Source organism: Vitiosangium sp. GDMCC 1.1324, from assembly GCF_003044305.1.
In the GTDB taxonomy this organism is placed as follows: domain Bacteria; phylum Myxococcota; class Myxococcia; order Myxococcales; family Myxococcaceae; genus Archangium.
In genome coordinates this window covers 53,331-74,125 of the sequence record NZ_PZOX01000037.1, presented here as the reverse complement: position 1 = coordinate 74,125, position 20,795 = coordinate 53,331, and the positions used below count along the sequence as shown (strand labels likewise).

Sequence of the window (20,795 nt, the reverse complement as noted above, 5' to 3'; positions counted from 1 at the left end):
GTCCATGTCTACCGCCGCTCCTGCCCGTCGCCGCCCTGGCCCGCGTCCCAGCCTCCCCGAAGTCGCTCCTGAGGAGCGCAGCCTCCTCGACTGGCTGCAGCGCCTGCGGGTTATGACTCCCTTCCAGGCCCACTGGTTGGTGGATTACTTCCATGGGTACAACTACGACACCAAGAAGGCTCGCACCGAGCGCAACACCCGAATGCGCCTCCAGCGCCTGGCCAAGGAGGGCTTCATCAGAGGCGCGCTGACACACCCGGAGAAGGGCGGCTTCTCGGGCATCTACTACCGGCTCGCTGGCAAGGGCCTGCGCGTCCTCGGCATTCCCGAGGAGAAGAATCTCCTTCGCGCTCCAGCACCGCCGGTGCTGCGCTACCTGCTGCTGCGTAACGAGGTGTACGCGAGAGCCCGCGAGGACAACTGGACCGTCCTCAGTCCTCTCCTCACGCCAGAAAAGGAACAAGCCAAGTTGCTCCAGTCAGTGCGCGCCTTTTTACTGAGGAGGCTTACTGCGCAGAAAGGCCGCAGCGAAGACGAGGACAGCATACTCCGGCGCCCTGATGTCTACCTGCCGCCGACGCTCACCTTCGAATGCCTCATTCGGTATAACCCGCTCAACACAATCACGGGGGCCGTCGTGCTCCTCGTCGTGGATGACATACGCCGCGCCATTGTCCCGCCGAAAAAGCCGAAGAAGCCGATAGTGAAGCCCTCCGACAAGCGGTGTCAGACGTGCGGCGGGCCCATGAAAAAGATGGTCGCGCCAACTGAGGTCTTCCTGTTCTGCATCACGCCAGGGCAGCGCTGCCCCAAGGTAGAGCTCAAGAAACCGTCCCCTCCGCAATTCGGCGAGATTCCCTTGACTCTTCCTGGAGCGAAGTTGCTGCTACGCGACACGCAGAGCGTGTACGACGTCCGGGAGGGGAAGCTGGCCAGGGTGAGCCCACGGCTGCGGGTGTGGCGGCGCGCGCTGGAGAAGCGCTTCGGCAAGGACTTCCTTGCCACCGACAATCTCTTCCCGGACGTGTGGGCCCAGCGCACCAACGCGCCGATGCCGGCGATGCCTGATTCCGAGCCGGCCGAGGGTGGAGGCTCATGACTCCGGCCGGCCAAGATGCGGCCGCGGCCGCGTGCTTGAGCTGCCGCGGCTACGCCACCACGCCGCCTCTGTCGTGAGGTGCCTCGGGGCAGGTTCGTGGCAGCCCGCGTGGGCCAGCGCGGCAACGCTTCTCGCACGTGTCGTCGCCGCGCGGGCCTACTGGCGCAGGCTCACCGGCTCCACCACCTTGGAAGGATGTCTCCGGCTGAGCTGTGCCGTCAACCAGCGCCACGCGACGACGAGGCCTCGCACCACGGCGGCCTGTCGCACGGGGAGTGCCCCGAAGGCCATGGCGACGGCGGCCTCGAGGTTGCGGTAGCGCGGGGGCAGCCGGACGAGGGGGAGTACCTCGCGCGAGGGCGCCGCCACCCGCACCACCTCGGGCCAGAGAAGGCCCCTCTCCACCTCCACGCACGCCACACTCTCGGCTACCTGCACCGTGCGCGCGGGCAGCACCAGCCAGGGGCGGAAGGTGAAGTCCACGGCTCCCGCCTCCGTGCGGGTGAGAGTCCCGTAGGTGCGCGCCGGCACGCCCTCCAGCTCCGCCGCGAAGGCGCGCACGGCGGTCCCCTCCACCCTCTGCCGCCGCCAGCGCAGCAGGAGCAAGTCCATGGAGGACACCCAGCCAAACACCAACAGCCGGAAGCACCGCCCGGCGAGCCACCACGCCAGGGCAAGGTACGCCGCGCATACGAGCAGCCCCAACGTGGGACTGAGGGCGGCGCACAGCATGGGAAAGCCCAGGAGGGTAAGCCGGGCCAGCTTGAGGGCCGTCCCCACCAGGGCGACGGGGCTGAGGAGGACGAGCACGTTGACGGCGTGACTTACCAGCCACACCGCCGCGAAGGCCCCCGCCGCCAGCACCAGGCCCACCCCGTAGAAGGCGGCTGCTGCAGCTCCGCTGAGGGCGGCGCTCGCTGGGCCCGCCGCGTGGGCCGTGGGGAGGACGAGCTGCGCCGCACTCGCCACCGCGCCCGCCAGGGGCAGGGCGAGGGCCGCCGCGGCGCCCTTTGTGACGAGGGGCATGGCCACGGCTCCGCTCACCTTGTTCTCCACCACCTCGGCCGCGTCCAAGGGCTTCTTGAGGACGGAGAGGCCCGGGAGGGCCAGGAGCGAGTCCTTCAGAGCGACGCACAGCACCAGCAGCAGCGCCGGGCCCCAGGCCCACGGCTGGAGGTGCCAGGGGAGGGTTGCACGCCTCTCCGCTGGCGCCTGGAGGTACGTGGTGGCTCCCAGGAGGCCCATGCCCAGCAGCGGCGACATGGCTACGCCCGTCAGCGTGGTGAGCTGGCGGGAGAGGGTGCGTCCATCCAGGGAGAGCTGCTGCATCGAGGCCGTGGCGAGCTCGTGCGCACCCTGGGAGGCCTGCATAGAGGCTCGTTGCTCGGCAGGGGAGGGGGCTTGAGATCGCACCTCACTGCCGGAGGAGGCCCAGGAGGAGGTACTCAGAAGGGTCAGCAGCAGGAAGGGCAGCTTCACGGTTTCTTTCACAGCGGGCCGCGGGCGGACTGGGCCGCGTGGTGCTGTCAGTGTGCCCACCGGAAGAGAGTCCGTCGGGCGCGCGCGGCAAGGTACACCGGCCTTGTAGGGCCTCGCTGCGGGCCTCCGGCGGCTGCCCCCAGGGCGGGCGGGGCGCCGGCGCCGCGAGAAAGGCGGGCTGGGTGGGTGCTCTCGCGAAAGTTGCCTCCCACTGCGAGCGTTCTACATACCCCTTACCCCGGAGCGACTCGTTCGCCCGGTCGTCTACCAGGGAGTCAGCAATGGGGAAGCTCGTACAAGTGGCAACGGAATCAGGCCTCGGAGGCATCCCGCGCCGGACGCTGGTGGGGCGGATGGTCACCCGTAAGGAGACGCTCCTTGCCATCATGCGTCACCTGGGCCACCCGTATGTAGCCGCCTACGAGAATGTGTCGCTGGAGGTGCTGGAGGAGCAGGTGCTTCTCGTGGCCACCTTGCACACGAATACGTGGCCCGGCCCTACCAAGCCGCACCCCGTGGACGTGGCCCTCATGGCGGTGTTGAAGGCGGGGCTCGATGACTCCCTGGTGCGCAGCATCTTCGGCGGAGTGGAGAAGGAGGAGGACCTCAAGGCTCCCATCACGGCCTTCCTCACGGCCCAAGGCCATAAGGTTCATGCCGAGGTGGACGCGGGCGACAGCCGTGCGGACCTGGTCGGCTACCGGCACGCATTCTTCGAGCGAGATATCGTCGCGGTTGAGCTGAAGAATGAGGTGCGCGAGTGCGAGCGGCTCGAGGCACAGGTGGCCAACTACGCGCGCCGCGCCGATCGTGTTCGCGTCGTCATGACGCCGGAGTGCCTCGCCCGAGTGACGCTCGCGCGCGAGGAGCTGGCCAGGCCCGCCGCCTACTATGAGTACATTCAGAAGCACCAAGCCGAGCTCTGGGTGTACGACGCCAAGGCCGAGAGCTGCGTGCAACTGTCTCCTGGGTGCCTCGCTCGATTCGACAAGGCCGACTACAACGCGATGTGGACGTGCCTGGAGACTCGCCCGGCTGCTGCTTAACCCGAAGTTCAGTTGAGATGAGCGGCAACGCTCGGGCTCTTTTCCTCGGCACCAACGGAAAAGCAGGGTCGCGCCTCCTGCTTTCGCCCTAACCGAGGTTGTCTTTATGCTTCACGGTCTCGCGGGGAATCTCACCAGACATGAAATGCCACTTCGTCCCACAGGGATACTTGCGCCGGTTCACCAACGAGAAGAACCTTCTCGAGTGCTGCGACCTCCACCGGGATTATCAGCCCACCCGGACACAGGCGCCGAAGGTGACGGCGCAAATTGAAGACTGGTACGTGCTGCGCAAGCCACAGGACACGCCTGCCCTTGAGTATGTAGGAGAGAAGGACATTGAAGAGGCGTTTGTGTCCCTCTACGAGAAGGACCTGCCTGCGGCTCTGGATCGCTTGGAGCGCCAGAGTCTCACCTCTTCAGATAAGGAACTCCTGGCAAGGTTTGTGGCTATTCAACTGCACCGCGCCCCCATCTCCAGGGAGTATTACCGGCAGGTGAAACGTCAGGATGCCAAGCAGGAGCTTTCTCGTGAGCAAGCGCTGCAGCGCAATGCGGAAATTGCGCACGGCTTCCTGGGAACGCTCGTGAGCGGGATGACGCTCGAGCCATTCCTCATGGAGTCCACTTGGATGCTTGTCAGGAGGAGGGGGGCTACGCCATTTATTACAAGCGACAACCCCATCCTCGTCCAAAACCACCCGCAGAATCAGAACTACCTCGCGCAGGTGCAGGACTGGCTGGCCGCGCGCGGTCAATCGTTCAGTGACGCAGAGTCCAAGGCCCGAAAAGGCGCGTATTGCGTAAGCGTCTCGCCTCAGCACGTCCTCTATATCAACACGAGCCTGCCCAGAAACCCAGCAGACACATCCGTGGAGACTGGTAGTTGGGACGCCGCCAGGGTGCAGCAGTACAACGACCTCGTCTTCAGGTCATGCCTGAGCTGCGTCTACACCGTGACGAAGGAACTCGCGTTGAGCTACGCACAAAGGCACGAACGCGGCGAAATTCAGAATGACCTCTTCGTCGACGACCCTTTCCAGGAGGCCGGCGGGGGCCCTGGCACGGCAGGGTAGGATGAGCCAGGGACTGGAGCCACGCCCATGGGCTCAAGGAGCAATCCTGTTGTGCCTTCAGCTCACCTGAACTCCGTGTTAGCGGCACCACCCCCGGGACCCTGACTGCGGAGCGGCGATTGAAAGACGCACTTCCCATCGCCCACTCGCGTAGCGGCCGCGCACGCAGGGGTGGGGGGGCCCCTCCGTTTGCGCCACCTCGGTGCAGCCCGAGGCCCCCCGCTCGCCTCGTAGTGCCTGTCCGAGTAGGGCGCCACCGGTGCCACGACGCGCTCCTGCCCTGTCAGGGGCGGTGCCCCGCTCAGGGGGCCGCAAGCCCCCTTGCACCCCCCGACGCGCAACGCGGCCATCCGGGCCCGTCCGGTTCAAGGCCGCTAACGCGCCGCCTGCGGCGGTGCCCTTAGGGCAGCCTTGAGCCGGCCAGGCCCGCACGGCTCGCGGACGACGCATTCCCCGCTGCCGCGGGGAATAGCTGGGGCCATTCACCTCGGGCCTCCTTGCCCATCGTGCAGCGGGGGCTCTGTCGGTGGATCGAGGTGCCAGCCAACGCGAGCCCCGAGGGCGCGGGGCCCTAACGCGGTGCTCCCGGCGTGGGCTTGAGAGTCAATCGGAGCTCACGCAGGCCCATGGGCCCATGGCGATGTTTGCCACCGGCCTCCCCGCACGAGGGCATGCGTGCCGAGTTGCCACACGCGGCAGGCGGTGGTGAGTGTGGCATCTCACTGGACGGGCCCCGAATGATTGAGCCGGCGGTGGCCCACGCCGCACCGGAGCGCGTCCGAGTGGCCATTGCTGGGGAGATGCTATGGCCTCGGAAATGGGGCTCGCGTCTCCGGGGACTCGCGGCCAGGGGCCCCGCGCGAGGCGCAATTCACCAACCCCTGTCCTCACTCCGCGCCGACGTCAGCGCGACGCTCGAGGCTCTCTGTTGCCCGTGGCGTGCGCGCGCTACAAGCAGCAACAAGTGCGCGTGGCCTGCCATCCTCGTGCTATAACACTCGAAACGCGGGCCGGAGGGTCCGCCTCGACCACGGCCGCGTTGAAGCGGCGGTGCGCGCTTCCCACCTGCCAGCACCTGGAGCATAAGGACGTGGTGCCCTGGAAAACGTCCTACCCACCAGGGCGGAACGTTGTGACAGGATCTGTCCCGTGACGACGAAGAAACCGCAGAAGCCGGCGAAGCGCGAACGAAACTGGAAGAATGTCACCGTCCGGCTCTACGCCGACGAGTACCAGCTCCTTCTGGACTTGTGCGATGCACTCTCTGTCCCGGGCGCGAGGGTGGACAAGTCCTTCCTCCTGCTGACTGCGGCCGTCGAAGAGGCAACGCTCCTCGGTTTCTCGCCGGCGGCTCCTGACGGGGACCCCGCCGTCCAGAAGAGGCCCAAGGAGTGGAAATACGCGGTGCCGGAGCGAGCCGAGGAGAGCTACGCGGAGCAGTTGACGATTACCGCGCACCCGCTGGAACTGACAGCCGTGGAGCACGCCGCCGAGTGGGCTCACGTGAAGCTCCAGCGCTTCTTCATGGGAAGCCTCATGCGCTTTGGCGCCAAGCGCAAGCATGCAGACCCGGAGAACGCGAAGCTCCGCACCATTCCCTTCTCGAAGCAGTTCACGAAGTAGGCCTCTCTCCTGTCTGGTCTCTCCTGGCGGCGGGCTGCTCCTCCCGGTGAGGCTACCCGCCGCACCTCTTGTTCACGGGCCAGGGGCGACGGACAGGGCTACCGAGGCCAGGGCTCTTCCGCCAGGAATGGCGTGAAGGGGGCCCCTGGTTCCCCACCGCGGACCTCAGCATTCCCGGGAGTACCTATGGCCATCATTGTACAGACCTCCACCCCCAAGGCTCTGCTCAAGGCGCTCCGCAAGGCGGTTGATGACGGCAAGGTGGCGGCGTGGCGCTACGATAAGGACGGAGACTTCACGCACACGTCCTTGCAGTGGTCGCGCAAGGCGTGGCTCCACCCCTACCTCGGCACCGACGTCCTGTCGTTCGGTCTCATCGGTCGGGAGGAGAAGAAGATGACCAAGGTCATCTACGGCATTTACCACGGCAGGTTCATCTCCATGTTGCTGACCCACTTCGGTGAGAAGTTCTCCTCCGTGCGGGCGACCGCCGTGAAGGACGAACTGCGCGATCTCTTCTAGCCCTGAATGGTCCGAACCCCCGGTGCGCCGAGCCTCCAACTCCGCAGGTCTCCTCGCGGTTGGCGCGGAGGTACCATTGCTGGACCTCGCGCAACCGAAGCGTGGTCGTTCACCGGAGCGGGAGAAACTGCGATTGGGTGGCGCTGTGACTGTGGGCGCCTTAGATAGTGCGCCCAATGTCGGAGACCATTGCCCGTTGCATCATCCGTGCACCGAATCGCCGTACGGTCACGGCCTTCGTTGTTCCGCCCCTGAGCCCTGAAACGGTGGAGGCCACCCTGCAGAAGGCGAGTGCCCGCCTCCCTGGGACCAGGATTCTCGCGGTCAGCCTGGACGCGGCTGTGAACTCCCAGGCGCATGGGAACCAGTACCTCTTCGGGACCGGCGGAGTGCTCGAGTTCTCGGAGCCTCAGTCGAACGAGAAGCTGGAAGCAGCCGTGAAGTTGGTTGCCGACGTTTTCCTGGCGGATGCCTTCGAGGTGATGGGCCCGCTCGAGGTCGTTCCTGAGTCCACAAAGAAGTGAACACGAGCGGGTGTGCCCCTCCGAACGGGCCGCAGAAGGGGAGGGGCAAGGGTACTCGGGCATGCCCTGGAGGCACGGCCACCGTCGGAGCTACATGCCGAGCTGGCCCTTCACGGAGGCTGTTACCAGGTCTCCGAGCACCTTCATTCTAACGCCGTAGAGGTCGCCCCCGACTTTCGCTAGGCCCTTCTTCCACCGCTGGGCGGTTACCGGCGACTGCGGGCCCTCATTCGCCAGTGCTGGGAGATCGGCTTTGAGCTGCGCCCGCTCCTCTGCGCTGAGCGCCTCGGCGAGGTCCACCAACTCCGCCGCGGCCTTCAACCTCGCTTCCGTCCACGGGTAGGCGTGGCCGCACTGCGGGCAGTGCGCCGGGATTCTGTAGGGCTGTGCTTCCGGCGAGGGCAGCATCGAGAAGTCCCTGCGGGTGTGCAGGGGCGGAATCCGGACGCCCTGAATGTGGGCGCTGCACTGCCCGCACGTCTTCACTGCCCTGGCCCCGCAGTCCCGGCAGAAGGCGGCGTCGCCGGGGGAGGGTGGGCCGCGCACAGACGTCTTGGTGAGGAAGTGCCCCTGCTCGCAAACGTGGGCGTCTTAGTACCAGCGCTTGTGGTCAACCATGGTGTCCTCGGGGTGGAGTCTCTCTCTGCCGCCTGGGTGCAGGCGGAGTGGTGGCCGGGCTTCGGCCAGTCCTTATGGAGTTCCAGTCACCGGCGGGTAGCACCTCTTGCTCTCCATGCCGAATTCCTGGCCTTGGCGGCCAGTGAGGGCTCGGCCATGAGCGGGGGCGCCACGAGCTGTGGAGGGACGCAGTCCCTGGGCTCGAGGGCGGCCCTCCTCAACATATGGGCTCACCCGCCGCGTGAGCGGCAGCAGCGCCCTGGAGAAAGTTGGAAGCAACCGCGCATGGCGGTCTCAACGCTGGCCGGATCGGCTTGCGGAGCACCGAGGGCCGTCTGCTGCTCCAGCAGCGGTAGGAGTCGTTTCGGGTGAGCTGCCACTAGGGTATGGCACTGGCGTCAACGGTTACTGCCACGTGTCCTCTCGCCGCGCCGCCTGGACGAGCTCATCGAGCTCATACTGCCCGAGCTTCTGTGGCTGCTGCCGAAGAAACGGGAGGAGCGTCGCGTCCGTGACAACCGCGACATGCCGCGGTTGAAACTTCACCTTCAGGACTGGCTCAACGAAGACGAGCAGCCCCTGTACCCACAGGGCCTGTCGACGCGTGGCGCTCATGAGCTTCTCGCGGATACGCTTCGCCTCCGCCTCGGCCTTCTCCAGGTAGTCGGTGGGCTGGCCACGTATCTGGAGGTGAGGTCCCGCCACCCAGACGTTGCCCGCTACGTACTTCGTGTTGAGGACGAAGACGCCAGGCGGGCCAATGAGAAGGTGGTCGACGTTGGCGCCGTTGGCGCCGATTTTGACGTCGTGCTCAATGGCCCAGCCCTGCTCGCGCAGCGGCTCCAGCAGTCCCCCGACGCGCTCCTCACCGGCTGCCCCTCTTCCCCAAGCCCACTCCTCGGTCTTCATTCCAAGGAGCCGAGTGAAAAAGGTTTTGATGGGCGCTGCCTGCTGGAGCTGCGTCTGCCGCTCCCGCGCGCTCTGCCCAGGCCGACGCCCCGTGCGCGTGCTGGAGGAGGCTGGTTGCGTTTGCTTCCGCCAGGAGAACATGTGCCCGTACCTACTACAGGGCGATGCTCGACAGCTACGCGCTCCCCGCTCCAACAGCGCGTCCGCCAAGCGGCATACCTCGTAAAGACGCTGGAGCTCGGCTTCTCCTATGGGGAGCACCGGGGAGAGCTTGGTTGCCGGAGGCCACCGCTCCGAGTGCAGCTGCACACCTTTGCCTTGAGTTCTCCTGCGCGGCCGATCCGACAGCTCGGGCTACACACAGCGCGGGGCTACACGGCCACCGTGCATCACCGGCTGTCGCAGTCAGCGGCCGAGCTGGCGTACAGCATCGTCAATGAGGCGGCGGGTTGCCTCGTGCATTGTCGCCTCGGAGGCTGGGCGCAGCAACCGATAGAGGACGTCGGGAATGGGCGTCTGCTCCCGCCGGAGCAGGAGAAGACGGTCTTGCACCCGTCGGAGCTGCGCCTCATGCAGGTTTCCGCCGCTGGCGAGGCCTCCCTCCCAAGCGGAGGCGAGCTCGTCGCGCAAGCGCTCCTGCTCTGCTCCCGCGCGACGATGAGCCTTGAATGTCTTGATTGCATGCTGGACGGCGGGCAGCACGGGTAGCGCGAAATTGACAAGGAACTCGGTGAGGCTCTGCCTTGTGCCCATGGCAAGAGCCACGGCCCCCAGCGCCAACAGCAGCGCGACAGCGGCAAGGAAGGTCTGGTACCAGGCCCGGGAGCGGTGGTCCCAAGCCAGTCCGCTCCTCTGGCAAAGGAGAATGGCAAGCGAGCGGGGGAGGCGGCTCACATCCGCGTACCACCCCTTGAGCTTCGGGTCTCCCTTTCCTGCTTTTCCGGCGGCAACCACCAGTTCAGGTGCTGGCCGTGCACCAAGGGCCTCATTCCAGGGCAGCCCGAAGACGCGGGTGTCGAACTCCTCTTGGATAAGCGCCGCCTCCTGCCTGTTCTTCTCCTCCAGGCCATCGAGCAGCACCAGTTCGACGAGGGCCCAAACCAGCGCCCCAAGAGCCAGTCCGGCCGAGCCCTTCGGCCAGTAGAGTGTCACGAGTGGTGAGGCCACGGCCAGAAGCGTGGCCACCAGCGCACTCGCGCCACGTACTGACTTGGCACGCGAGTAGAGCGCGCGCAGTGCGGCCAGTCGCTCCAGGTTCTCCTCCAGGTCCTGTCGGACGCCAATGTCGTTAGGTGCGCTCACGTGCGTCCTTCTACCGGCGGGCAGGGTACTCATCGTTGAAGACGATCCGCCACTGCCGGAAAGCCTCGTCCAGGTCTCCGAGGTCCTCCGCCCGTAGGGCCGCATCGGCATGTTCGGCCGCATGCGCAGCATGGTTCGCCAGGCTGCGCCCCTTCACGTCGGTATAGACGATGGGAATGCGACCAGAGATGCCCAATGGGTCGTTCAGCGCGCGGCCCCCTCGGTCGCGGAGAAGCCGGAAGGCGTCGCGCATGCAGACGGCATAGCTCTTGATTCCATCGCACGTGCCCTCTGAGGCCAGGAGTAGCTCGACGTGGAAGGAGAGGAAGGGGATGTTGGAGGTACGCGAGTGCTTCCACGCCTTGAGGAGTCGAACCACCCTGAACAATTTGTGGCCAGAGGCCTTGTCCCTCTCCTTGAGGTACTTGCCGTGGCGCTGCGGCGACGTGTCGAGCCATCCGCCGTTTCCATCGGGAATGGCGTACATCGGGTAGCCGTCGTTCCCGGTGGGACCCCGGTAGTAGCCGGGCACTACGTCCACAGCGTCATCGCCTCCCTGGAACTTCACCACGACCGAGGGACCGTCGCCCCGCATCTCGGTATTCTTGAACCGTTCAGCGAGTGCCTTCCTCACATTCGTGAGCACGGTGCTGGACTGAATGACGCTCCCGCCGCGCATCACGTCGTCCCTGCCCAGTACCGCGAGGTAATCCACGTCCGAGTGGTAACGGATGGCCGTTCCTCGCGTGTGGCTACCAATGACTTCGAGCTTGTTGAACTTCTTGAAGGCCGCGTCGAGAGCCTGCTCGATGCTGCGCCGGTGCGTCGCGCGCGCGTTCACCTCTCCGGGCCTCGGCTCAATGCGGGAGAGAAACTCGGTGAAACCGTCGTAAATAGTCCTGGGCATGGAGTCTCCCGTATCCGAGGCGCGGGCCCCACCGCGGAGAGCATGCTCACCGCGAGCACTGCACCCCAGGGCTTGGGCTTCCTGTCTCCGGGAAGAATGTGCACCGTGCAGAGGACCTGTGCAAAAATTCAGGTGCTTGCTGACACTCCTGGCCCCGAGGTGCGGAGGCCCGCAGTGACGGCCGCTCCTGCGCCGATGGGACACCATGGCCCAGGCGCCAGTAGTAGCGCCTGGACCATGGTCCCTTTTATCAGGCAGGAGCAGCTCGCAGGGCCCGAGAGGCCCTCTGTACCCACCACACCACCGCCGCCACCTGGAGGTGGAAGGGCAGCTTGCGGAACTCCTCGCGCCGGCGGTGCTCCACCAGTGCGGTGAGGTACTCCCTCGGCGCCCAGTTACCCGTCCGGGTGACGGACACCGGGCCGTGGACTACCGGAGCCCCCGCTCTCCGGAGTGCTCGCGTCCACCGCCGAGCTGGGATGCGCGCGTAGCCTCGGCGCTCCATGGACTGAATGAAGCGTCGCGCGCGGCAGGCCTGGCTGCCGTAATGGGAGCGCAGCGGCTCAGCCGCGCCGCACCTCCCGCAGGTGAGCGTGCTCATGCCCTTACCCCAGCACGACAACCTGGAGTTCACTGCTGCCGAGCGGCCCTCCTCTTCTGGCCGTGGGCCGGGTCTTGCTGGGGGAGCAACGATGATTCAACCCTGCTTCGGACACACGTGTTTCCGTGGGCATGAGCCCTCCGCGCCGCCGCGTTGGCACATCAAGCCGCCGGGCGGCTCTCGGCTCGCCGCTTGATGCACGCGGTAGGGAGGCTCTACGGACAGTGAGCTTGTCGAGGGCCACTGGCCGTCAGCGACTCCCCAGCCGCGTACTCTGGAAGAGTACCTGGGAATCAAGGTAGGAAACCAGGACCTGACGGGTGCCAGGGTGTACCAGCTACGTGTCAAGGTGGCCCTGCGAAGTGAGGCATCGGAACCCTATGTCTAGGGTGATGCTCCCGGTTGAGCCGCCAAGTCCCAGCCACCCTCGGAGAATCGTCCTGGCAGGTCTCCCGGAACCTGAGGCCCCTGCGTAGGACAGTCGCCTGCGGACATCCTGACGTGTGGCCGCGGAAATGCTACAGTCCACCCTGTCGAGGGCCACTGGCCGTTGGCGACTCCGCCAGCGGAAGTGCCGGGGCCGGTGGGGAGAAATCCCCGCCGGCTCATTTTTCCCACCTGTGTGCGGGCCCCGTGCCCAGTGGCTGTATGGCATGCGAACGTGCCGTGGCATCTCTGGCGGCGCCGAGGCCCGTGCTCCTGGAAGAGTAGGCGGAGCCAGCGTCAAGTGCGGCGAGGACTGCCACGACGAGAGCCGCTGAGGGCTCCGGCTACTTTGCCTTGCTGTCGAAGCCTCGACGCTGAGGGTTTGGGCTGGGTACAGTGCTCATGCCGATCCGCGAGGTAGCGCAACCGTGCGCCTCAACCGCAGGGCTCGCGGGGACGCCGCCGAGAAGGGCGAGCTCCATCGGCGGCTGGGGGAGGTTGCACGATGAGCGAGGAGGGGATTGAGCAGAGAGCCCGGGCTGCGGCTGGGCGCTGGGCTCGCTGGCGCCTTGGGCCTTCAGGCTTCGCGGACCTCATTACGAAGGTAGAGGCTGAGCCGCTCCGCTACGGACGCCTCATCACCCGCTATGCCGTCAGGACGGCCTCGTGGCAGGAGGAGCCTAACGCTGGCCGGGCGTGCACCTCCGGTCAGCCCCTGGTGCTCGAGTCGCTGGACTTGTGGAGCGCCTCGCCCGAGCAGCTGGCGGAGCGCTCTTCCCACCTGGCGCCCTGCGGCACGTGCGGAGGCGATGGCCAGGTGACGTGCCCCACGTGCAGCGGGACCCTGCGCGCGAGCTGCGGCGGGTGCGGGGGCACCGGTAAGCAGATGAGCCGGGCGCGCAAGAGTTTCCGGCTGGTGAATTGCCGTGACTGCCGCGGCAAGGGAACGAAGAAGTGCACTCGCTGCACGAAGGGGCAGGTGAGCTGCTCGAAGTGCCGGGGCTCCGGGGCGATGCGCCGGTGGTTGCGAGTGGTGACGGCGCAGCGCACGCACGTTGGCGTGTGGCCCGAGGACAAAAGGCTTTCTGCCCACCCGGGCCTCAGGGAGGACTCCAGGCGGGCCCCCCTGTGGGGGGGCGCGCAGGCGTTGGCGTCCGTGGAGACCGAAGGCCCGATACCCTCCTCCGGAGTGGGGGCTGCGGCCCAGGCGGCCGGTTTCCCTGCGGCCCGTCCGTCTCTGGAGCCGGCACTCCACCCGCTGCGCGACCGGATTCTCACCCAGGTCCTGGATGTCTTCGAGGCCCCCTCCGCGACCGTTCACTTCGAGTTCGCCGGAAGGCGGGGTTTCATCAAGCTGCTTGGCAGTGACTGCCGCCCAACGGCCGATTCCGACTCGACACCATTGCTCCGGCGCGCGGGGATTCTGCTGGCGGTTGCTGTCGCCAGCTTCCTGGCGGCCCAAGTCCTCCTGGCCGCATTCCTGTCGCGCCACCCCTTTTATGGGGCTGCCCCGGGGAGTGGAGGAGTCGCGCTCGCTACGTTTGGACTGGCTCTTGGGGCCTGCCTGCTTACCGCGACGCGGCTGCGCCGGCGCCAGGTGGACGGGAGGACGGCTCCCGGCCGGTGGCATGACCGACTCGGGCCTTCTCTGAGTGGCGTGAGTGCGCTCGCCTATCTCGGACTCTTCTTGCTCATCCAACCCTCTGCCGCCGAGCTCTCCCGCCTGACCGCGGCTGGGCAGCTGCAGGAGGCGGAACTGCACGCCGGGGCGCTCGAGGCCCGCCGGGAAACCAGCTCCGAGTACATCGAAGCTCGCAACGCATTCGTGACGGCTCGCGCAAGGGGAATGGAAAACCGTGCCGCCGTGGAGCTCATCAGCCACTTCGTGGGCTCCGGAGCTGGAACGGAGCCACTGGAAGCAGAGCGGCGGCGCTTGCGCGAGGCGTGGGTTGCCTCGGCCCTCGCGCAGGAGCAGGAGAGCGTGGTGGAGCAGGAGTTGGAGGCGCTTCGGCAGGAAGGAGCACCCGAAGCCCTGGTGAATGGCCTCCGAGCAGAGCTGGAGAGCAGGCGGGTAGCGAAGGGCAAGGAGTTGCTGGCGAAGGGCAGGGTGGAGGAGGCCATCCACGCCCTGACGCGAATCACGGCCCCAGGGCTTGCCGCGGAGCGACCTGAGCCACTGCTGACGCAGGCCTACCTCGCGCAGGCCCAAGGCTGTCCCGAGCGGAACCTTCACTGCCGGGCCGAGGCTCTCAAGCGAGCTGTCGGCGTCGACACCGCTGGCGCGGCGCAGGTGGCGCTTGCGAGCTTCCGCACCGCGGAGCTTGCCCGGCTGCAAAAGGCCGCCCGGCCATCAGGCAACATCGGCCCGGCGCTGCGGGCCCTGCGCGAGGCAGAGGCGGACGCTGGAGGGCTCCTCACATTCTTCGAGGGTGATGCGGAGCTGACGGCGGCCCGGCAGGCCCTGCTCGCCCGAAGGCAGGAGCTCATCCGGGACAGGCTGCCATTCAACGAGCCGGTGGAGGTCGCGGAAACGCTGCTGGGTTCCTCAGGCCTGGAGGAGCAGCGGCCGGGAGTGCTCAAGGTGCTCTCCGCCCCGGCCGGCACGCTCGCCTTCCTCTTCGTGGACAAAGGCATGGCGCGCGGCCTCTATGTCACCTCCACAGGGCACGCGAGGGAAGCGCTGTCCGCCACGGCACTCCAGCAGGTGGCCAAGAGCCTCACCGGACAGGAGTTCGCCGCGAAGGACCTCGTCCGCAGCAAGCCCGGCGTCGCGCACGTGCAGGTGCGCCTTGGCAGCCACTCGGCCCTCCTTGGCTGGCAGGACGGGGCTCTCGTTGAGGCCAGCATCGGAAAGGTGGAGCCGTGATGCAGAGGAAGAAGGCCCTCGTTGCGTTGGGAGTTGCTGTCGTGCTGGCCAGCACCAGCCTTGCCCTGGCACATCCTGGCCGGACCAACAGCGCCGGCTGCCACAACGACCGCCGCACGGGCGGCTACCACTGCCACGGAGGCGGTAGCTACTCAGGAGGCTGGAGTGCGCCGGCTGAGCCTACGCGCATTCAAGTAGTCGCCATTCCACGCGCCCGTGTATGGGTGAACGGCACCTTCGTGGGCATGTCCCCGACGAAGGCGGTAAAGGTGGACGGCACGAGTGTGAAGGTGCGACTCGAGCACACCGCGCTGGGGAGCCACGAGACGACAGCAACTATTGGGAACGGTGAGACTACCGAGTTGACGGTGAGGTGGTGACCGCGGCCTCTCCGTCTCTGTGAAAGCCCCCGGCCCACATGGCCGAGAAATTCTCGTTCGCTGTCACGACTGTGAGGTTGAATGGAGGGCAGGGAGTAGGTCTTCCAACCAGGATGGGCTCACGAGGGGCCGAAGCCCAGCTGAGCCATGGTGAAACATGACGCTGGAAATTCCCCGCCCAAAGGAGTGGACGGAGCTCGAGCACCTCGTCCTGCGTCTGGCGCGAGACCTTTTGAAGGACCCACACGCCAGCTACTACGGAACTCAGGGCCACGGGCAGCATGGGCTCGACGTCATGGCCGAGGATCGACGGCCTGATGGCACGGGGAAGCGCTGGGTCTTCCAGGCGAAGAACTACCTCAAGACGAAGCTGCAACCGAGCCATCTGGAAAAGTTGAAGACCTTGCTGCTGAAGTATCCGCACCGCGAGAGCATCGACACCTTCGTTGTCGTGACTACATCGACTGTCTCGCCCAGTGTGCACGACGCGGCCAAGGAGTTGAGTGAGCGGCTGCGGCTCACGTTCAGAGTCTGGAGTTGGGAAGTCTTCTCCGAGCTTCTTCGCACCCACTGCGGGGCGGGCCCCTGGTTGTCTCAGGCGGAGCGCGTCGCCCTCCGGGAGCGGTACTGCTGCTGGGCCGCTGAGCAAATGCGGCGGGCGCGACCCCTCTATCCTCTCGACCTGCGAACGATGGTGCCCAGGGACGTGCGTCTGGAAGAGGTGCTGGTTCAACGCACTCTCCGGCTGCTGCCTCGCCAAGGGGAACCCCATGCGAAAAGCCCCACTGGAGGGCGCTCCGCGGCAAGAGGAGGGGAGGGCGGTGCACGGCCGACCTCGGGGGAGGCCTCGAAGGACCCCGGCGGTGCGCCTGGGCTGTTCGAGGGGACACTCGTTGAGTGGCTCAAGCCAGGGGATAACTCGCGCAAGCCCATGGTGCTGATGCTCGCCGCCATGGGGACGGGAAAGACAGTGGCATTGCTCCAGGCCGAAGCCCAGCTTGCCGCGGCGGCGCGCGCGAAGCTGACGGCCCCGCTGCCGCTGCGCCTTCGCGCCGCGGAGTTGGTGGGAGGGAGAATCGAGGACTTGCTCCGCCGCAGCAGCTTCCGCGAGTTGGACCGTCTCTGGGCAGACCCCCTGTGCGAGTGGGTACTGCTCGTGGACGGGCTGGATGAGCTTGACGGGTATTCGCAACAGGAGGTCCTCCAGGCCCTCTCGGCCCTGCGTGACACCAATAACGTCAGGGCTGTCGCCGTGAGCTGCCGGGCTTCGCATGACAGGCCCGGGTTGCTGCCCGAGGCCGTGCGAGTAGAGCTGCCGCCCTGGAGCGGTGACGAAGCAGAGGCGTTCTTACTCAGGTGGGAGCAAACCTCGCAGGGCGGCAAACTCCATGAGGACGTGCGAGCCCTCCTGGCCTCGGACGTGTCGCTGCGGGCCAACGCCCTGTGCACCACCCTCCTCCTTCTGCGTGCGCCCAAGGACGAGGCGCCGCCGGAAGGTCGCGCCTGGCTCTTCCAGCCGCTTGTGGATGACCTGTTCCGCAAATGGGCAGAGGCCCGAACAACCCGCGACGGCAACGCCAGCGGCAAGGACACCAGCGGCTGGGTGGAACTACAGCACGCCTTCGAGCAGGTGGCGCTGGAGGGGCTCGAGCAGGGAGGTTTCCCCCTATCGCGCCGGGTGCTGGAGAGCGCCCTGGCGCGAGCCCAGGGCGACGACATGGGAGTGGAGAGGGCGCTCGAGTCTGCGTACCAGATCGGCCTCGTCCGGCTCACGGAGGGCGGCAAATGGAACATGCCCCTGCGGGCCATTGCGGAGTACCTGGCCGCCGGCGCCCTCCGGCATGTGAGCGACGAGGACTTCACCCGCGCCTGTGGTCAGCCCTGGGCAGGGGAGGTGGCGCGACTGGCCTTGGATCGCCGTCGGCACCGCCCCTCAGCACAGAATCGATCGCTGCGCCCCCTGCTGCAGAGGCTGTTGAAACCTCACGAGGGAGACAGCGACGAGCACCTACTAAGGCGGACCCTGGTGGTGCTCCACTCCGCGAGAGACCTGGGGCTCACTGCTGCGGACGTCCCGGACCTGCCCGGACACCTGCGGCGCTTGTTGCGCGACGAGACCTCGGCCTGGAGACGTCGCCGCCTCGGTGCGGCCGTGAGAGAGCTCGCACGCAAGGGGGGCCCTCTCTGGGGAGCCGTGTGGCAGGAGCTGGAGCCATTGCTCCTCTCGCAGGAAAAGCGGGCCGTGTGGCTGGCGCGGCACGAGTGTGACGATGTGAATGAGTGGATGGCGCGGCTCCTGGAGCAGGACGTGGAGGTGCGCGTGGTAGCCATCAAGAAGCTGGCTCGGTGGAGGCTCCTGCCCGACGTCCAGGAAGCCTTGCTGTCGCAGCTCCTGGACACGAGTCGCGGGCTGACGCCCAACACTCACGGAGAGCCGGCCCTGGCTGCCGCGGAGGTGCTGCGCACCGCGCCACGTACCGAGGCGCTGCTCGCCAAGCTTCGAGCGCACCTGGAGGGAAACGACGCGCATTTGGCAGAGGCCGCCGCCGTGGCCCTACTTCCGGGTGAGGCGGAGACGGACAAGCTGCTGAGCGCGCTGAAGAGTCTCTATCGTCACTTGTGCAGGTTGCCACTGGTGCTCCCGCTGGCGCGAGCGGCCGCTGAATCCCACCGTAACAATCCCGAGGGTAGAGGCTGGCTTGAGCAGCACTGGCCTCAGGTGCTGACTGGCGATCTCGAGGACTGGTCGAAAGAATTCACCTCGTCGGAGCAGCCGTGTGACGCACCGACTCCTCCTCCATCGCAGTACGTGCAGAGGGACGTGCTCTGGAGCATTATCCCCGCGCTCCGGGATAGGGCCCTCCTGGAGCAAGTGCAGGCGAGACCCTTCGTCCAGCAGAACATTGCCGAGGTGTACTCCGCCATCGCCGAGATGGCTCCCGAAGCCGTCGTGGACTTGCTGAGACGGGATGCACACTACTTCCCGTGGGAGGAGCAGGAGTCCCTCGGACGAGCCACGCTGCAATCGCCCGAGCTCGGCAGGGCGCTGGTAGAGCGCTGGGACAAGAAATCCGATGCCCTGCCCGCCAACTTCCCCGGGGTGGCTCTCGAGCCACTTGCCGCGCGAGGCGACGCGGAAGCAGTGAGGGTCTACTCGCAGTGGCTCTGCGAGGCTGTGAACATGCACAGGCCTTTCCCTCATAGGGACTCGAACAGGCCCTTCCCTCATAGGGACTCGACAGCAGCACTGCGGCAGCCCGCCGTCCATGAGGCGGCTCGCGCCGTGGCCCTCTCTGCATGGCGCGAGGCCATCCACGGCAAGCTGGGGATTGCTCCGCTGGGGGCGATACTGCTGTGCCTGTGGCCGTCCTGGAGGGAGGAGCAGGAAGTGACGGCGGGGTTGGTGGAGTGGGCCACGGGGGAGGACCTGGAGAAGGTTGATGCTGCGCTGCTCTCCTGGATGGAGGGAGAGCTCCCTCCCGAGGTAATTCGTTCCCTGTACGAGCGCCTCAGGCACACGGAGTCATGGCCCACGCAGGCGCCTTTCTTCTGGCGCTTCAAACTGCCCCGCTGGTTGGCGGCGGCTGCTCGCGCAGGAATGCTCAAAGAGCTCGAGTCCGTGCTCCGCTTCCTGGCGGAGGAGTTGGAGCCAAAATGGGAGAACCTCTGGGTGCGCTACCAGGCCTGTGCCTACCTGCTTCGACTACACCCAGAAGAGGCGCAGGACTTGGCGAAGTGTGCCGCCTCGACGTGGCCCTGGTGCTGGGGTGACAACGAGGAGCTGTCTTTCGAGGATGTACAGCGCCTGGTCTCCGCGGCGCCAGCCGTCTGGGCCGAGGCCTGCCTCGCGGCCCTCGCGCAGTGGCCGCATCAGGTGGCTTGGCCCTTCCTGGTCATGGCAGGCCACCTTTGCCAGTGGCTTCCCCTGCGCTCCACATGGCGCGAGAAGCTGATTGCGTCGACACGTGAGCTGGCGGCCATGTGCTGGCACTGGGCGTCTGTGGGCTTTCTGGGGCCTTACGTGCGCATTGATGATGAGGCGAAGCGCCTGCTCTTCTTGCTGGGAGAGCCGGTGCAACTCGCACCACCTGAGCCCCAGTAACCCCGGGGCCTCTCTCTTCGAGTGGGACGAGCAAATCCGCAGGGAGGCAACGCCGGTGCGCCCGCGGGCGACGACAGCCGCCACCACGCCGTTGCTATGCCGACTCGCGTTGTATGACGAGGCGATCCTCGTCGGCGACTTGCTCGGGCGGAGCCCCCGCAGCAAGGCTTCGACGTGCCACGGGGGGGCGGGAGGTGACACCGGGGAGCGCGGGCTTGGCCTCCTTGAGGTCCTCCGCCGGCCGGAGGACGAGTCGGTTGCCGTCCAGGGTGAGGTGGTTGGGACAGCCGCTCCAGACGCCCTCCACGAGCTTCTGGTTCCTGCGGAGAAGTTGCCGCGCCTTCGCTTCGTCCAGGACCTGGGAGCCGAGCTGTGCGAGGAGCCCCTCGGGCCCGAAGACGGGCACGCCCACGGACTTGGTGCCCTTCTGGTGGAGCTCCCAGCTTCTGTGCGCCTGCCACACGTACAGGTCGAGTGCCATGGGGTTGTTCTTCAACGCGCGAACGGTGGCCAGGTCCACCGGCATCACCTTCGCGCGTAGCGACTCGGCGAAGTCAGAGGAGAGGGTGATGAAGTTCTGCCAGAGGGTGTACTGGTTGACCTGCGTGTCGTTCTTCTTGAACCAGAGGTCCACCTTCTTGATGAGGTTGTAGCGGCGGATTTCAATCCGCTCCCCTCGCTTCTTCTCGTCCTTGTTGCCGGGGCGCTCGTCGTAGACGAAGAGAGTGGCGTGGGTGAGGCGCAGGAGGCTGTCCCTCAGGGCGAGGTGCTTGGAGCCGCCAGTGGAAAGGCCGAAGGCGAGGAGGATGTCCCGCACTGACCTGAACTGAATGACGCCGTCCTCGGGCTGGCCGCATAGCAAGTACGCGGTGGCGAGCCAGATGGGCAGGAGGCGGTCCTGGCCGAAGGGGACTCCGTACGCGGCCAGGGAGTTGATGACGTAGCGCATGCCGCCGTTGCGACGCTCGTACTCGGTGCCATCGACTCGCTTGTAGGGCAGGCCGAAGCGAATGAAGTCCTCGGGACTGAACGCGAGGATCTGCTTGTCGTCGCGGCGGGCCTCGATGGCGTCGGCGAAGCGCAGAACCTTGTTTCGCGTAATGGAAGAGACGGGTGGCCTGGCCGCTGGAGTGGAGGGGAGGGGCCCAAGAGGGAGGGACGCCTCCTCGGGGAGGACTCCCAGCGAGAGCTGCACGCGAGGTGGCTCCGCCGGCACTACCGGCTCCGCACGAGGCTCCGGACTCGCTGGAGCTTCCGCAGTAATGGTCGCGGGTGTTGTGGGCGCGTCCGGCTCGTTGGGCATAGGCAGATCATG

Annotated in this window: 15 protein-coding genes and 1 pseudogene; 9 read left to right on the top strand and 7 right to left on the bottom strand. The window is 66.6% G+C overall.

The annotated features are described in order from the left end of the window. Positions 1 to 4: 4 nt before the first annotated feature. Entirely contained in the window at positions 5 to 1,099 is a 1,095-nt protein-coding gene (locus tag DAT35_RS55010; protein ID WP_146210283.1) for a hypothetical protein, read from the top strand. Positions 1,100 to 1,255: 156 nt separating this feature from the next. Here the strand turns inward: DAT35_RS55010 and DAT35_RS55005 are convergent, their stop codons facing one another. Next, positions 1,256 to 2,470, bottom strand: a complete 1,215-nt coding sequence (locus DAT35_RS55005; protein ID WP_108077501.1) for a hypothetical protein — start codon at positions 2,468 to 2,470, stop codon at positions 1,256 to 1,258. A 407-nt stretch (positions 2,471 to 2,877) separates the two neighbouring features. On the opposite strand from DAT35_RS55005, the gene DAT35_RS55000 reads away from it, so the two are divergent. The 5 genes from DAT35_RS55000 to DAT35_RS54980 all read left to right on the top strand — a co-directional run bounded on the left by DAT35_RS55000 (position 2,878) and on the right by DAT35_RS54980 (position 7,369). Then, complete coding sequence (locus DAT35_RS55000) at positions 2,878 to 3,624, top strand: hypothetical protein (protein ID WP_146210282.1); 747 nt, start codon at positions 2,878 to 2,880, stop codon at positions 3,622 to 3,624. Between the two features lie 140 nt (positions 3,625 to 3,764). Further along, the gene (locus DAT35_RS54995; RefSeq protein ID WP_108077499.1) at positions 3,765 to 4,700 is read left to right on the top strand and encodes a DUF4238 domain-containing protein; all 936 of its coding nucleotides are present in this window, start codon (positions 3,765 to 3,767) and stop codon (positions 4,698 to 4,700) included. A 1,149-nt stretch (positions 4,701 to 5,849) separates the two neighbouring features. Then, entirely contained in the window at positions 5,850 to 6,323 is a 474-nt protein-coding gene (locus DAT35_RS54990) for a hypothetical protein (RefSeq protein WP_108077498.1), read from the top strand. A gap of 186 nt (positions 6,324 to 6,509) precedes the next feature. Further along, complete coding sequence (locus DAT35_RS54985; protein ID WP_108077497.1) at positions 6,510 to 6,845, top strand: hypothetical protein; 336 nt, start codon at positions 6,510 to 6,512, stop codon at positions 6,843 to 6,845. 266 nt (positions 6,846 to 7,111) lie between these two features. Next, on the top strand, positions 7,112 to 7,369 hold the full coding sequence (locus tag DAT35_RS54980) for a hypothetical protein (RefSeq protein WP_108077496.1): 258 nt from the start codon (positions 7,112 to 7,114) through the stop codon (positions 7,367 to 7,369). Positions 7,370 to 7,459: 90 nt separating this feature from the next. Here DAT35_RS54980 and DAT35_RS54975 read toward each other — a convergent pair. The 5 genes and pseudogenes from DAT35_RS54975 to DAT35_RS58605 form a co-directional block, all read right to left on the bottom strand. Further along, positions 7,460 to 7,945 (bottom strand): annotated as a pseudogene (locus DAT35_RS54975) (DUF2321 domain-containing protein); the annotation flags it as partial. Positions 7,946 to 8,392: 447 nt separating this feature from the next. Beyond that, positions 8,393 to 8,896 (bottom strand): nuclease-related domain-containing protein, encoded by a 504-nt coding sequence (locus tag DAT35_RS54970; RefSeq protein ID WP_158502346.1) that lies wholly within the window; start codon positions 8,894 to 8,896, stop codon positions 8,393 to 8,395. 405 nt (positions 8,897 to 9,301) lie between these two features. Next, positions 9,302 to 10,198: an S-4TM family putative pore-forming effector gene (locus tag DAT35_RS54965; RefSeq protein ID WP_146210281.1), complete on the bottom strand. Its 897-nt coding sequence runs from the start codon at positions 10,196 to 10,198 to the stop codon at positions 9,302 to 9,304. 10 nt (positions 10,199 to 10,208) lie between these two features. Then, on the bottom strand, positions 10,209 to 11,105 hold the full coding sequence (locus DAT35_RS54960) for a nucleotidyltransferase (protein ID WP_146210280.1): 897 nt from the start codon (positions 11,103 to 11,105) through the stop codon (positions 10,209 to 10,211). 250 nt (positions 11,106 to 11,355) lie between these two features. Beyond that, complete coding sequence (locus DAT35_RS58605) at positions 11,356 to 11,706, bottom strand: hypothetical protein (protein WP_146210279.1); 351 nt, start codon at positions 11,704 to 11,706, stop codon at positions 11,356 to 11,358. 931 nt (positions 11,707 to 12,637) lie between these two features. Here DAT35_RS58605 and DAT35_RS54955 point away from each other — a divergent pair. The 3 genes from DAT35_RS54955 to DAT35_RS54945 all read left to right on the top strand — a co-directional run bounded on the left by DAT35_RS54955 (position 12,638) and on the right by DAT35_RS54945 (position 19,480). After that, on the top strand, positions 12,638 to 14,998 hold the full coding sequence (locus DAT35_RS54955) for a zinc finger-like domain-containing protein (RefSeq protein ID WP_108077491.1): 2,361 nt from the start codon (positions 12,638 to 12,640) through the stop codon (positions 14,996 to 14,998). Next, positions 14,998 to 15,378, top strand: a complete 381-nt coding sequence (locus tag DAT35_RS54950) for a YHYH domain-containing protein (RefSeq protein ID WP_108077490.1) — start codon at positions 14,998 to 15,000, stop codon at positions 15,376 to 15,378. The genes DAT35_RS54955 and DAT35_RS54950 overlap by 1 nt, the downstream gene beginning before the upstream one ends. Positions 15,379 to 15,535: 157 nt before the next feature. Further along, the gene (locus tag DAT35_RS54945) at positions 15,536 to 19,480 is read left to right on the top strand and encodes an NACHT domain-containing NTPase (RefSeq protein WP_108077489.1); all 3,945 of its coding nucleotides are present in this window, start codon (positions 15,536 to 15,538) and stop codon (positions 19,478 to 19,480) included. 94 nt (positions 19,481 to 19,574) lie between these two features. On the opposite strand, the gene DAT35_RS54940 is transcribed toward DAT35_RS54945, so the two are convergent. After that, complete coding sequence (locus DAT35_RS54940) at positions 19,575 to 20,675, bottom strand: replication protein RepA (RefSeq protein WP_158502344.1); 1,101 nt, start codon at positions 20,673 to 20,675, stop codon at positions 19,575 to 19,577. Between the last annotated feature and the right edge of the window lie 120 nt (positions 20,676 to 20,795).